13 protein-coding genes are annotated in these 13962 nt (G+C 62.3%); 7 read left to right on the top strand and 6 right to left on the bottom strand.

Annotated features, from left to right (window positions below):
• Window positions 1–108: 108 nt before the first annotated feature.
• Complete coding sequence (locus V6M61_RS04665) at window positions 109–720, bottom strand: TetR/AcrR family transcriptional regulator (protein ID WP_332775403.1); 612 nt, start codon at window positions 718–720, stop codon at window positions 109–111.
• 113 nt (window positions 721–833) lie between these two features.
• Here V6M61_RS04665 and V6M61_RS04660 point away from each other — a divergent pair, with 113 nt between their 5' ends.
• Window positions 834–1868: a saccharopine dehydrogenase family protein gene (locus V6M61_RS04660; RefSeq protein WP_332775402.1), complete on the top strand. Its 1035-nt coding sequence runs from the start codon at window positions 834–836 to the stop codon at window positions 1866–1868.
• A gap of 66 nt (window positions 1869–1934) precedes the next feature.
• On the opposite strand, the gene urtE is transcribed toward V6M61_RS04660, so the two are convergent.
• The 5 genes from urtE to urtA form a co-directional block, all read right to left on the bottom strand.
• Complete coding sequence (gene urtE / locus V6M61_RS04655; protein ID WP_332775401.1) at window positions 1935–2627, bottom strand: urea ABC transporter ATP-binding subunit UrtE; 693 nt, start codon at window positions 2625–2627, stop codon at window positions 1935–1937.
• A gap of 143 nt (window positions 2628–2770) precedes the next feature.
• Entirely contained in the window at window positions 2771–3652 is an 882-nt protein-coding gene (gene urtD / locus V6M61_RS04650) for an urea ABC transporter ATP-binding protein UrtD (RefSeq protein ID WP_332775400.1), read from the bottom strand.
• Window positions 3649–4869, bottom strand: a complete 1221-nt coding sequence (gene urtC / locus V6M61_RS04645; protein ID WP_332775399.1) for an urea ABC transporter permease subunit UrtC — start codon at window positions 4867–4869, stop codon at window positions 3649–3651. Before urtC ends, urtD begins: the two co-directional genes overlap by 4 nt.
• A complete protein-coding gene (gene urtB, locus V6M61_RS04640; protein ID WP_332775398.1) occupies window positions 4866–6452 on the bottom strand; it encodes an urea ABC transporter permease subunit UrtB in 1587 nt (528 codons plus the stop codon). Before urtB ends, urtC begins: the two co-directional genes overlap by 4 nt.
• 133 nt (window positions 6453–6585) lie before the next feature.
• The gene (gene urtA, locus V6M61_RS04635; protein WP_332775397.1) at window positions 6586–7860 is read right to left on the bottom strand and encodes an urea ABC transporter substrate-binding protein; all 1275 of its coding nucleotides are present in this window, start codon (window positions 7858–7860) and stop codon (window positions 6586–6588) included.
• Between the two features lie 423 nt (window positions 7861–8283).
• Here urtA and V6M61_RS04630 point away from each other — a divergent pair, with 423 nt between their 5' ends.
• From V6M61_RS04630 to V6M61_RS04605, 6 genes are all read left to right on the top strand, one after another.
• Window positions 8284–9069 (top strand): sulfite exporter TauE/SafE family protein, encoded by a 786-nt coding sequence (locus V6M61_RS04630; protein WP_332775396.1) that lies wholly within the window; start codon window positions 8284–8286, stop codon window positions 9067–9069.
• A 361-nt stretch (window positions 9070–9430) separates the two neighbouring features.
• Window positions 9431–9898 carry a YbhB/YbcL family Raf kinase inhibitor-like protein gene (locus tag V6M61_RS04625; protein WP_332775395.1) on the top strand — a complete coding sequence of 156 codons (468 nt, stop codon included), beginning with the start codon at window positions 9431–9433 and terminating at the stop codon, window positions 9896–9898.
• Window positions 9899–10105: 207 nt separating this feature from the next.
• Complete coding sequence (locus V6M61_RS04620; RefSeq protein ID WP_332775394.1) at window positions 10106–10567, top strand: chemotaxis protein CheW; 462 nt, start codon at window positions 10106–10108, stop codon at window positions 10565–10567.
• Window positions 10564–12063: a CheR family methyltransferase gene (locus V6M61_RS04615; protein WP_332775393.1), complete on the top strand. Its 1500-nt coding sequence runs from the start codon at window positions 10564–10566 to the stop codon at window positions 12061–12063. The genes V6M61_RS04620 and V6M61_RS04615 overlap by 4 nt, the downstream gene beginning before the upstream one ends.
• Entirely contained in the window at window positions 12060–12608 is a 549-nt protein-coding gene (locus V6M61_RS04610; protein WP_332775392.1) for a chemotaxis protein CheW, read from the top strand. Before V6M61_RS04615 ends, V6M61_RS04610 begins: the two co-directional genes overlap by 4 nt.
• A 28-nt stretch (window positions 12609–12636) precedes the next feature.
• Window positions 12637–13962: CHASE3 domain-containing protein (locus V6M61_RS04605; protein ID WP_332775391.1), on the top strand; the 1326-nt coding region annotated here is incomplete at its 3' end.

Here is a 13962-nt window from a genome sequence, read left to right as displayed (position 1 = left end):
ATCTGGTTGTTGAATTTTAATGGTTGACTTGCCAGTCAGCGGTCGTTCGTGGCGGTCAACAACGGGCCCATTGCGGCAGTGCGGTGCGTTCGGTTGTTGCCTCGAACATCAGCGACGTTGAGCAGCAAGGACCAACGCCAGTCCCGCCGCCACGAGCGAGTGCGCCGGCCCCTTCTTGCCGAGAAGCGGACCGTTCATATAGGCGCCATCGATGAGAAGCACAAGCTGGTCGGCCAGCTCGTCAGGCTTGCGAGCCCCCATTTTCCTGGCCAGCACGCCGAGACGGCGATGCAGTTCCACCTTGTTCCTTCTGGCGACTGCGCGGGCGGGATGGGCTGGAGCCGGGAACTCGGTCGCCACATTGAGAAACGGGCAGCCGCGGTACTTCGGCCCGGCGATATGCTCGGCGATCCAGCGCAGAAGCGCCTGAAGTTCCGCTTCGGCATCATCCTTGCCTTGCGCCGCGGCACTTTCCCAGTCACTCCAATACTCGGCATCCTCGCGCTCGAGAAATGCAACCACGAGATCGTCCTTGGTGGCGAAGTGCCGGTAGAGGCTGGTCTTGGCGACGCCGGATCGTTCGACCACAAGATCGACGCCGACGGCTCTGACGCCTTCCTGGTAGAACAGCGTCGCCGCGGTCTCAAGGACGCGTTCCCGCACGCTCGGTGCGCCACGCTCATCACTCACTTTGGTGGTCTCGGCAGTACGCTTTTTCATTGCATTTCCTCTAAACTCTTGACACGCTACAGATCTGTACTCTACACTCATTGAAAGAGTACAGATCTGTAGCGTCTTGCAACGGATGGCTCTCCATTGAAGGGATTTCCGTGATGACATCAAAAAAACAAGCTGTGGCCGTGTATGGCGCCTATGGGCACACCGGGCGGTTCGTGGTTTCGGAGTTGCGCAGGCGCGGCTGGACGCCCATCCTCTCCGGACGCGATCCCGAGAAGCTGAGCGCCATCGGGGCGGAACATCCCGGGCTCGCGGTGCGGCCCGCATCGGTCGATGAGCCTGCCTCGCTCGATCGTGCGCTGGTGGGTGCCGTGGCGGTCATCAACTGTGCCGGCCCCTTTGCCAGCACCTCCGCACCCCTGATCGAAGCCGCATTGCGCGCCCGGATTCCCTATCTGGACGTTGCGGCGGAAATAGAAGCCAACATTGACACCTTCGAGCTGTTCGCTGATCGCGCACGCGAAGAAGGCATTGTGGTGGTGCACGCCATGGCGTTCTACGGGGGGCTGGGTGATCTGTTGGCGACCGCGGCGATGGGCGACTGGACTTCGGCCGATGAAATTTCCATCGCCTATGGACTTGACAGCTGGAGGCCGACGCCCGGGACATTGATCGCAGGGCAGGTTTCGAAGCAACGCCGGGACGGCCGCCGGGTTGTCTTCGCGAACGGAAAACTATCGTATATCACGGGGGCAGCGCCGGTCGTTGACTGGACGTTTCCCGCGCCGATGGGAAAGCAGCCGGTCATCGCAGAATTCACCATGGCCGACACCGTGACGATCTCGCGTCACCTGAAGACGCCCGAGATTCGCTCGTACATGACGGTCGCAGCAGTCAAGGACCTGACCGATCCGAATCAGCTGGCGCCGACGGCAAGCGACGAAAGCGGTCGGTCGTCACAAACATTTCTGGTTGAAGTGCTTGCGCGCCGAGGAGGCGAGGAGCGCCGGGCAGTTGCCAGCGGGCGAGACATTTATGCGTTCAGCGCCCCTCTCGTCGTGGAGGCGATGGCGCGAGTCGTCAGCGGCCAGGTCAAAACAGCCGGCGTCTTTACCGCTGGAGAGGCATTTGACGCGCGCGACTTCCTGGCGTCGCTCTGTCCTGAGCATCTCTCATTGGAAATACGATGAGTTTTCTTCGAGCCCGCTGAAATGACAGGCTCGATCCCTTCCTGCGCGGCCCGACGCCAACGGCACTCATATCGCCACCAGCTGCCGCACCCCCTGCGCTTCCATGTCCTTGCCCTGGCCGCGCGCAATGAACTCGCCGCGCTCCATTACCAGGTAGTCGTCGGCCAGCTCTTGCGCGAAGTCGTAGTACTGCTCGACCAGCAGGATCGCCATATTGCCCCGGTCGGCCAGCATGCGGATCACGCGGCCGATGTCCTTGATGATGCTGGGCTGAATGCCCTCGGTGGGCTCGTCGAGGATCAGCAGCTTGGGTTTGGCCGCCAGCGCACGGGCGATGGCCAGCTGCTGCTGCTGCCCGCCGGACAAATCGCCGCCGCGCCGGTTCAGCATCTGCTTGAGCACCGGAAACAACTCATACAGCTCGGCGGGAATCGGCGTGCTCGCGCGCTTGTAGGCCAGGCCCATACGCAGGTTTTCTTCGACCGTCAGGCGTGCAAAGATCTCCCGGCCCTGTGGCACAAAACCAATGCCGGCGCGGGCACGCTCGTAAGGCGTCGCGCTGTGAACCGGCTTGCCGTCGAACTCGATGCTGCCGGTCTTGATGGGCACCAGCCCCATCAGCGACTTGAGCAGCGTGGTCTTGCCAACGCCGTTGCGGCCCAGCAGCACCGTGACCTTGCCCAGGTGCGCTTGCAAGCTCACATCACGCAGGATGTGGGAGCCGCCGTAGTACTGGTTGATGTTTTTGACGTTCAGCATCTCAGTGATCCACTTCACCACGCGACACCCGCGGTGCTCGAACCCGCTGGGCCAATGCCAGGGCACCCGCGGGACCGGCTTTGCCGGACCGCTGGGTGCGCCCCCTCGAGGGGGAGGCGCCGAAGGCGTTTCGGGGGGGAGCCTTATCTTCCAAGATAAACCTCGATGACGCGCTCATCCGCCTGCACCTGGTCCAGCGTGCCCTGCGCCAGCACCGCGCCATCGCACAGCACGGTGACGATGTCCGAGATGCTCTTGATGAAGCTCATGTCGTGCTCCACCACCATCAGTGAATGCTTGCCCTTGAGCGCAAGAAACAGCTCGGCGGTGCGGGCGGTCTCTTCATCGGTCATGCCGGCGACCGGCTCGTCGAGCAGCAGCAGTTTCGGGTCCTGCATCAGCAGCATGCCGATTTCCAGCCACTGTTTCTGCCCATGGCTCAGGTTGCCGGCTTGTGCGCTGACGCTGTCGGCCAGGTGAATCGTGTGCAGAATTTCGGCCAGTCGGTCGCTTTGCACCGAGTCAAGACGGAAAAACATCGAGGCCTTCACGCCCTTGTTGGTCTTGAGCGCAAGCTCGAGGTTCTCGAACACCGTGAGCTGCTCGAATACCGTAGGCTTCTGGAACTTGCGGCCGATGCCCAGCTGTGCGATCTCGGCCTCCTTGTGGCGCAGCAGGTCGATGGTGCTGCCGAAAAACACCGTGCCCTCGTCGGGCCGGGTCTTGCCGGTGATGATGTCCATCATCGTGGTCTTGCCCGCGCCGTTGGGCCCGATGATGCAGCGCAGCTCGCCGGGTGCGATGTCCAGCGAGAGCTTGTTGATGGCCTTGAAGCCGTCGAAGCTCACGCTCACGTCTTCCAGGTAGAGGATGCGGCCGTGCGTGACATCCACCTCACCGGCTGTGGCGATGCGGCCCATTCCGGCCGAACGCCCTCCCGACTCGGTATTCCCCCGGTTGGCAGCCAGCGCCGCCATGCGTTTTTCAATGCGTTGCGCGCCCTGCTCCAAAAGGTCCGGGGTCATTGCTTGCCCCCCTTCCCGAGTTTCTTCACAAGACCAACCACCCCATTCGGCAGGAACAACGTGACGGCAATGAACAGCGTGCCCAGAAAGTAAAGCCAGAACTCGGGATAGGCCACCGTCAGCCAGCTCTTGGCGCCGTTGACGATAAAGGCGCCGACGATGGGACCAATCAGGCTGGCGCGGCCGCCCACCGCGGCCCAGATGGCGATTTCAATCGAGTTGGCCGGGCTCATTTCACCGGGGTTGATGATGCCCACCTGCGGTACATACAGCGCGCCGGCCACGCCGCACATGACCGCAGAAATCACCCAGATCGTGAGCTTGTAGCCCAGCGGGTTGTAGCCCGAGAACATCACGCGCGTCTCGGCATCGCGTATGGCCTGCAGCACGCGGCCAAACTTGCTGCCCACCAGCCATCTGGCAAAGAGGAAGAAGCCCAGCAGCGTCAGGCCAGTCAGCACAAACAGCACCATGCGCATGGACGGTGTGGCGATGGGGATGTTCAAAATCCGCTTGAAGTCGGTAAAGCCGTTGTTGCCGCCAAAGCCGGTTTCATTGCGAAAAAACAGCAGCATGGCCGCAAACGTCATGGCCTGCGTGATGATGGAAAAATAAACCCCCTTGATACGCGAGCGGAAAGCGAAGTAGCCGAAGACGAAGGCCACCAGGCCCGGCACCGCCACGATCAGGATCAGCGTGGCGATGAAGCTGTCGCTGAAGGTCCAGTGCCAGGGCAGCGTTTTCCAGTCGAGGAACACCATGAAATCCGGCAAGTCGCTTTTGTAGTTGCCGTCGCGGCCAATCTGGCGCATCAAATACATGCCCATGGCATAGCCGCCCAGCGCGAAAAACACGCCATGGCCCAGTGACAGGATGCCGGTATAGCCCCAGATCAAATCCATGGCCAACGCGCAGATGGCGTAGCACATGATCTTGCCGATCAGGGCGACAGCGTAGTCGCTCATGTGGAACGCGCTGCCGTCCGGCACCAGCAGGTTGAGCACGGGTGCGACCGCGCAGACCAGGATCAGGGTGACCAGGAAGGTGGACCATCCCGTGCGGGTGAGCAGCGGCGCGCGCGCGGGCAATCTGACTCCCTCTCCCGCTAGCGGGAGAGGGCTGGGGTGAGGGTCGGGGCGCGCAACACCCTCATCCCCCGCCTTCTCCCGCAAGCGGGAGAAGGAGCCTTCTTCGATCGGCGGCAGCACGGCGCTCATATCTCCGCACTCCGGCCCTTCATCGCAAAAATGCCCTGCGGCCGCTTCTGGATGAAGATGATGATGAGCACCAGCACGGCAATCTTGGCAAGCACCGCTCCGGTCCAGCCTTCGAGGAATTTGTTCAGGATACCCAGACCCAGCGCCGCATACACGGTGCCGGCCAGCTGGCCCACGCCGCCCAGCACCACCACCATGAAGGAATCGACGATATAACCCTGCCCCAGGTCCGGCCCCACGTTGCCCACCTGGCTGAGCGCACAACCTGCCAGGCCCGCAATGCCGGAGCCCAGCGCAAACGCATAGGTGTCGACCCGTGCCGTGTTCACCCCCATGCACGAGGCAATCGGCCGGTTTTGCGTGACACCGCGCACAAACAGGCCCAGGCGCGTTTTGCCGATCAGCCAGGCCATGCCCAGCAGCACGGCGACGGCGAAGACGATGATGACAAGCCGGTTATACGGCAGCGAAAGGTTGCCCAGCACCTGCACGCCGCCGCTCATCCACACCGGGTTCTCCACCCCGACGTTTTGCGCACCAAACACCGAGCGCACCAGCTGCTGCAGCATCAGGCTGATACCCCAGGTGGCGAGCAAGGTCTCCAGCGGGCGGCCGTACAGAAAGCGGATCACACCACGCTCCAGCACCGCCCCCATGAGCGCCGACGCCATGAAAGCCACCGGCACCGCCGCCAGCAGGTACCAGTCAAACGCGCCCGGCAGGTAGCTTTGAAACAGGCCCTGCACCACATAAGTGGCGTAAGCGCCAATCATCATCAGCTCGCCGTGCGCCATGTTGATGACACCCATCAGGCCGTAGGTAATGGCCAGGCCCAGTGCCACCAGCAGCAAAATGCTGCCCAGGCTGATGCCGCTGAACACGGCGCCCAGCCTGTCGCCCCAGGCCAGCGAGGCCTCCACCTTGTGCAGCGAAGCCTGCAGGGCAATCTTGACCTCGGCATCGGTCTCGGTGCCCAGACGTTCGATCAACACGGTCTTGGTATTTGGGTTGTGGCTCGCAGCCAGCAAGGCTGCCGCCTCCAGTCGCTTGCCTTTATCGCTGCTGCCCAACAGGATGGCCGCGCGCACCAGCGCCAGCTGGCTTTTGAGTTGCGGCACAGTCTCGGCCGCGTAGGCTTTCTCAATCAACGGCAGGCGCGACTCGTCGCTTTCACCGCCCAGGGTCTTGATGGCGTCTCGGCGTACCTTCTCGTCCTTGGAAAACAACTTGAGCGCCGCCAGCGCGGTATCCAGCTCGCTGCGCATCAGGTTGGGATTGATCACGTCTTCGGCATCGGCTGGCAGGGTCTGCTCTGCGCCCGTCACCGGGTCAAAGGCCTTGCCATCCTTGACGACAAACACCTTGCCGCCCGCCGTCTTGACCGCGTCATCGGCCAGCGCCTGGATGAAGGCGATGGTTTTTTCATCGGCCTTGTCGCTCGCATTCGCCGCCGCCTTGGTCAAGGCCTCGACACGGCTTTCAGTCTCGCCCAGCGTCATGCCTTTGACCTCTTCCAGGCTTAATGCATGCGCGCTGGCAGCTATGAAAATAGTAGCAATTAACAGTAAACAGCGAATCAGCATGGAAAAGAACCTGTAGATTGGGCACAGCCAGCTGCACCCAAACTGCAACTCTCTGGAGTATTGACAGCACGGCAGGATAGGCAGCCAGCGGCCCATCCTTCCGTGCCATTAAGCACTTACTTCGTCACGACGCTCATACCTTGCCTTTGACCGGCTCATCAGGCTTCTTGTCGTTGCCTTCGATGTACGGGCTCCATGGCTTGGCCTTCACCGGGCCGGGGGTCTTCCACACCACGTTGAACTGGCCGTCGGCCTTGACCTCACCGATGAACACCGACTTGTGCAGATGGTGGTTCTTCTCGTCCATCTTCGAGACGATGCCCGACGGGGCCTTGAAGGTCTGGCCGGCCATGGCGGCGATGACCTTGTCGGTGTCGGTGGACTTGGCTTTTTCAACCGCCTGCTTCCACATGTTGATGCCGATGTAGGTGGCTTCCATCGGGTCGTTGGTCAAAGGCTTGTCTTTGTGGCCGGCAATACCCTTGGCCTTGGCATAGGTGGCCCATTTTTTAAGGAACTCGTCATTGGCCGGGTTCTTGATCGACTGGAAGTAGTTCCAGGCGGCCAGGTGGCCCACCAGCGGCTTGGTGTCCACACCGCGCAGCTCTTCCTCACCGACCGAGAAGGCCACCACCGGCACGTCTTTGGCCTTCAGACCCGCATTGCCCAGCTCTTTGTAGAAAGGCACGTTGGAGTCGCCGTTGATGGTGGACACCACCGCCGTTTTACCGCCGGCAGAGAATTTCTTCACATCAGCCACGATGGTCTGGTAGTCCGAATGGCCAAACGGGGTGTATTTCTCGTCGATGTCCTTGTCGGCCACGCCTTTGCTCTTGAGGTAGGCACGCAGGATCTTGTTGGTGGTGCGGGGGTACACATAGTCGGTGCCCAGCAGCACCCAGCGCTTGGCACCGCCGCCGGCCTTGCTCATCAGGTAGTCCACCGCAGGAATGGCCTGCTGGTTGGGAGCGGCGCCGGTGTAAAACACGTTTTTGGAGAGCTCTTCACCCTCGTACTGCACGGGGTAGAACAGCAGGCCGTTCATTTCTTCAACCACGGGCAGCACCGACTTGCGGGACACCGAAGTCCAGCAACCGAAGATCACGGAGACTTTGTCCTGGCCCAGCAGCTGCTTGGTTTTTTCGGCAAACAGCGGCCAGTTGGAGGCCGGGTCCACAATCACCGGCTCCAGCTTCTTGCCCATCACGCCGCCCTTGGCGTTGATCTCGTCAATGGCCATGAGAACGGTGTCTTTCAACACGGTTTCAGAAATCGCCATGGTGCCCGACAGGCTGTGCAGAATGCCAACCTTGATGGTGCCACCCGACTGGGCATGGGCTGGCAGAACGGAAATGCCTGCCAGGGCGACGGCAGCGGTAAGCGCCTTGAGGGTAAAACGACGTTGCATGAGTGCTTCTCCGGTAGGGTGGTGGTTCGCATTTCGCTGCGCACAAGAGGCTTTTACGCAGCGATGAACCGATTCTGGGGACCGGAGGGGAATTGGGGAATACGCCGGGTGGCGTATGGGGTTACTCAGCAGTTCGAAAATAGTGCGACATGCTTTGTCATCCTGAGCGTAGCGAAGGATCTCGGTATGCTGGCAAGATTCTTCGCGTTGCTCAGAATGACAGCATGGATGGTGTCGCCTTCGTTTCGGACTGCTGAGTAAGTGCGGCGTCAGCAAGCTCCTGCGCATTAGTTGCCTTCATCTTGAAACGTTTCAAACGTAGACTTTTTGCAATGGCAGGGCGAGCTCATGAGCGGGTTGCGAGGGGCGACAGTCCACCCGGATGCCAACGATTTGATGCTGTCAAAACAGAGAAGGTCGTCAATGGAGGTATTGTCGTTTTATGTGCTGCTCGGCGCAGGTGCGGGCTTGCTGTCGGGAATGCTCGGGGTCGGCGGCGGCCAGGTGGTGGTGCCCGGGCTTCTCTACATCTTTCACCTCAAGGGCTTCGATCCCGGGGTTGCAGTCCATATGGCGTTGGGAACCTCCCTCGCCACCATCGTCGTCACCTCCATCTCATCGGCAATTTCCCACAACCGCCGTGGATCGGTCAATTGGGCTCTTGTGCGCAAGCTGGTTCCCGGCATCGTGATCGGCGCGGTGATCGGCGGCCTCATGTCGGGACTGTTTTCAGCCCGGGTTTTGCGGGCGGCCTTCGGCGTTTTCCTGCTGATCCTGGCGGTGCAGATGGCCTTCTCCCTGCGGCCTTCACCTCAACGAGCGTTGCCCGGTTCGCCGGGAACCACGGCCACGGCGGGCTTGATCGGCTGGACATCGGCCATCGTCGGTGTAGGCGGCGGCAGCATGGTCGTGCCCTTTCTCGCCTGGTGCAACGTGAATATCAAGTCCGCCGTGGGCACCGCCTCTGCCTGCGGTGCGCCACTGGCCCTGGCCGGCATGATCGGCTTTCTGGCGGCGGGCTGGGGCCGGGCCGACCTCCCCGCTTACAGCGCAGGCTACATCTATTGGCCGGCGTGGCTGGGCATATCGGTTTGCAGTCTCGCCTTCACGCCTCTGGGCACATGGATCTCGCACAAGCTCCCGGTGGATGCACTCAAGCGCGCTTTCTCAGTGTTCCTCGCCATCGCCGGCATACGCATCTTGCTCTGAGGGGGTCAGGCCTCCCATCTTGCATTGACGGCAAGTCGAGCGCTACATATTCAATAGCGACTCCCACCCGAATCTATTGGACTGATGGTCGATTCAACGCTTTATTTGGGGTCGCGCAGGTGTCTTTTCGGGATGGGCTTGCCAAGGCGCCGTGCGCCGCCAATAGCCCGGCTATTGGCAAGCAGTGCAACGCCGCAGAGCGCCCGAAAAGGCACCTGCCCTTCGGGTTGGGGCGACGCAAACGCGGTCACGTTTGCATCCCCATTGGGGCAACCGATTGCGTCCCAACGCGACCCCCTGTAGATTGTGAACAGGCTCTACCCTCTCTCTGCGCTGACCACACCATTTCAGGAGATCGCCCATGGAACTGACCTCAACCGCTTTTGCGCCGCAGGGCGATATCCCGCGACGCCATACCTGCGAGGGCGAAGACATCGCTCCGCCGCTGCTCTGGGGTGGCGTTCCGGACGCCACTCGCAGTCTGGTACTGATCGTGGACGACCCCGATGCACCCGACCCGGCCGCACCGCAACGAACCTGGGTGCACTGGGTGCTCGTCGACATTCCGCCGGGCGCAGCCGGATTGCCCGAGGGCGGCCATCCACTGCCTGCCGGCACTCGCGCAGGTCTCAACGACTGGCACCGCCAGGGCTACGGCGGGCCTTGCCCGCCGATCGGGCGGCATCGCTATTTCTTCAAGCTGTACGCCCTCGATACAACGCTGCCCGCGCTCCATCAACCGACCAAGGCGGCCATCGAGCAAGCCATGCAGGGCCATGTGCTGGCCCGGGCGGAACTGGTGGGCACCTACCAGAAGAGCCGCCCATGAGTATGCGCTATCGGGGAAAGTCCGACCGACGCCTGGCGCCAGGCTTTCACACATGACCCAAGCCACTTATTTCTGCAGGAAATGACCTTTGGCCGCCTCAATGGGGCGAGTAGTCTTAGGCTTTGCAAAAAAATGTATATGTGTTACCGTTTTCTCGCATCAGAACTCTGGGTAGTAACAAGAAAAATGTGAGGCCATAGTTTTGCAATGAGTGAGCTTGTACGACTGGTTGTTTTCTTCCTCGACGGGCAGCGCTATGCCCTCCCGTTGTCCAGCGTCACGCGCATTGTTTGCGCCGCAGAGGTCACCCCCATTCCGAACGCGCCTGCCATCGTGTTCGGCGCCCTCAACCTGCAGGGGGACGTGATCCCGGTGCTCGATGTCCGGCAGCGTTTTCAGTTGCCGCAACGGCAAATCGGTGTCACAGACCAATTCCTGATCGCGCAAACCCGGCAGCGATCGGTGGCCTTGGTGGTCGATGAGGCTCAGGGTCTGGTCGAGCGGGACGCCTCCGATGTCGTCAGCTCGCACCTGATCACACCCGGTCTTGAGCAGTTCCAGGGCGTGGTCAAGCTCGACGATGGCCTGGTGCTGATTCACGACCTGGAAAAGTTCCTCTCGCTGGACGAGGCACACGCGCTGGATGCGGCCATGGAGCAGGCCCCATGATGCACGGCCAAGTCCTGCAGACGCAGTGGTCGCAGTTGAGCGAGTTCATTGCCGCGGCGATGGGACTGCATTTTCCGCGCGAGCGCTGGGACGATCTGAAGCGTGGCCTGTTTGGCGCAGCGCAGGAGTTTGGCTTTGACGATACCGCAGCATGCATTGACTGGCTGTTGTCGGCGCCGCCGACCCAGGCGCAGCTGCAGGTGCTGGCAAGCCATCTCACCGTCGGTGAAACCTACTTCTTTCGTGACCCGCCCATGCTGGAGGCACTGGCCGGCAGCATCCTGCCCGAGCTGATCCGCCGTCGGCGAGGCCGCGAGCAACGCCTGCGCATCTGGAGCGCGGCTTGCTGCAGCGGCGAAGAGCCGTATTCACTGGCGATTTTGTTGCATCAACTATTGCCTGACCTGCAGGATTGGGACGTGACGATCACGGCCTCCGATATCAACGTTAATTTTCTGCGCAAGGCCGTCGCGGGCCTCTACGGCGAGTGGTCGTTCCGCAATGCACCGGCCTGGTTCAAGCTGCGCTACTTCAACCGCTGCGCCGACGGCCGCTACGCCCTTGTTCCGGAGATCAGGAAGCTGGTGAGCTTTGCCTGCCTGAATCTGGTGGAGGACGCCTATCCCTCACTGGCGAGCAACACGAACGCGATGGACGTGGTTTTCTGCCGCAATGTGCTGATGTACTTCACGCCGCATCAGGTCGCCAAGGTCATCGGCAACCTCAGCCACGCGCTGGTCGAAGGGGGGTGGCTGGCGGTCAGCCCAACCGAGGCATCGCAGGCCTTGTATCCCCGGTTCAGCGCGGTGAATTTCCCGGGTGCAATCCTGTTTCAGAAAAACAGTGCATCGTCTCCCGCCCAACCGGTCGAGGTGGCAGTTGCGCCAGTGCCGCCATTCCCGGTTCCGGTGCTCGAAGCGCCTTTGCCAGGCATCCTGCCGGCCGATCCCGATCCCACGGCGTGGCAACCAGAGCCGGTTGCGGCAGAACCATTGCCCAGCCCCCTGGCCGGCGCGCAAACGCTTTTCGAGCAGGGCCGCTACGAAGAGGCGGCCGACACGCTGCTGGCCGCGCTGACACAACGCTCGCCCGAACCGGCCCTGCTCCACCTGCTGGCGCGCGCCCTGGCCAATCAGGGCAAGCTGGCCGACGCGCTGGCCTGGTGCGAGCGCTGGATCGCCGCCGACAAGCTGGACCCTGCCGGCCACTACCTGCGCGCGATCATCCTGCAGGAGCGCGGCGACCCCGAACAAGCCCGCGCTTCCTTGCAGCGGGCGGTTTATCTTCAAGCCGACTTTGTGCTGGCCCATTTCTCCCTGGGCCACCTCGCGCGGAGCCAGGGAAAGACCACTGAGGCCGACCGGCATTTCGCCAACGCATTGCATCTGCTGCAGCGCTATCAACCGGACGATCTATTGCCGGAATCGGACGGCCTGAGCGCCGGCCGGCTCACCGAAACCATCACGGCCCTGAACGCCTTGGAGAGCGTTTCATGAAACCAAACAACCTCCCTTCGCCCGGGCCCGATGCAGCGCACATCCTGCGCGAGCGGGCGCAGGCGCTGGCCCGCCCCCCGGAGCACACGCCGGATGCGCAAACCTCGCTCGAGCTTCTCGAGTTCCGCCTGGCCCAGGAGCGTTATGCGCTGGAGACCCGCTATGTCAGCGAGGTGTATCCGCTGAAAGACCTGACGCCGCTGCCCTGCACCCCGCCATTTGTGCTGGGGATTGTGAATGTACGGGGCCGCATCACGCCGGTGATCGACATCAAGAAATTCTTCGACCTGCCCGACCAGGGCTTGACCGATTTGCACCGCGTCATTCTCGTGCGCGGCGACGATATTGAATTCGGCCTGCTGGCAGACGTCATCGTGGGCGTGCACAGCGTTGCGCTGGAGGATTTGCAGCCCTCGCTGCCGACGCTCACAGGTATCCGGGCCGACTACCTGAAGGGCGTGACGGCCGAGCGCTTGGTGGTGCTCGACCTGGAGCGCATTCTCGCGGACCCGAAGATCATTGTGCAAGAGGACGTGGAAAGCTAAAAGCCCAACAAAAATGGAGGGCGGTGCCATGAAATGGAATGTCGGAACCAAGATCGGAGCCGGGTTCGGCCTGACGCTGGCCATTTTTGTGGTTGTCGGGGCGCTCTCCTATAGCAGCACGGTGCAGTTGATCGAGGCATCGGACCTGCGCAAGCGCACCTACCAACTACTCACAGACCTGGCCGGGGTGCCGTCACAGTTGGGAGACATCGAGACCGGCCAGCGCGGCTACATCATCACCGGGGAAGAGAATTTCCTTGAGTCGTACCAAGCCGCGGTGGGAAAAATTGACAAAAGCCTCCAGGAGGTTAGAAGACTGACGGCGGGCAACCCGCAACAGCAGCGACGCCTGGACGCGCTGGAGCCGCTCGTCAAGAGCCGGCTCGCTTTTGCCAGGGAAAGTATTGAGCTTCGCCGGGCCAAGGGGCTGGAGGCGGCCGCCCAGTTAATCAAGAGCGGCAAGGGCAAGGCGCTCACGGATGAAATCCACAAGGTCCTGGGCGAGATAGAGCGCGACGAGGAAGCGTTGCTCCGACAGCGCGTGGAAGCCGCGCAAAATGATGCCGACAACGCCAAATCGGCCATCGTGCTGGGCACCCTCGCCGCCCTGGTGCTCGCCGCGCTGGCCGGATTCGCCATCACGCGCAACATCGCCCGGCCTCTGCAGGACCTCACGGCCATCGCGCAGCGGATCACCGTGGGCGACCTGAGTGTCAACGTGTCGGTTGATACGCGCAGTGACGAGGTGGGAGCGCTGGCACGGACGTTTGACCGCATGACCCAGTCTCTGCGTGCGATGGCTGGCGCGGCTGCGCAGATCGCCGCCGGCGACCTGCGCGCGGCCATCCAGCCCCAATCCCCCGAAGACATCCTGGGCAACGCCTTTGCGCGTATGTCGGAGAGTCTGCGCGAGCAGATTCGCGGGCTGACGGAAGGGGCGAACGTGCTGGGCTCGGCCGCCAGCGAGATCGTTGCCTCGACCTCCCAACTGGCCGCCAGCGCCAGCGAGTCGGCCGCGGCGGTGAGCGAGACCACGACCACGGTCGAAGAGGTTAGGCAAACCGCCCAGGTGGCCAGCCAGAAGGCCAGGCTGGTCTCCGACAGCGCGCAGAAGGCGGCCCAGAGCTCCCAGAGCGGGCGCAAGTCCACCGAGGACGTGGGCGCCGGCATGAGCCGCATCCGCCAGCAGATGGAGGCCATTGCCGCCAGCATGGTGCGGCTGTCCGAACAAAGCCAGGCCATTGGCCGGATCATGGCGAGCGTGGAGGACCTGGCCGCCCAGTCGAACCTGCTGGCCGTCAATGCCGCCATCGAGGCGGCCAAGGCGGGCGAGCACGGCAAGGGCTTTGGCGTG

The organism is Polaromonas sp. (assembly GCF_036676035.1).
GTDB lineage: Bacteria > Pseudomonadota > Gammaproteobacteria > Burkholderiales > Burkholderiaceae_C > Polaromonas.
Note: the sequence above shows the minus strand (reverse complement) of the source record. Positions and strands in the feature narration are given on the sequence as shown.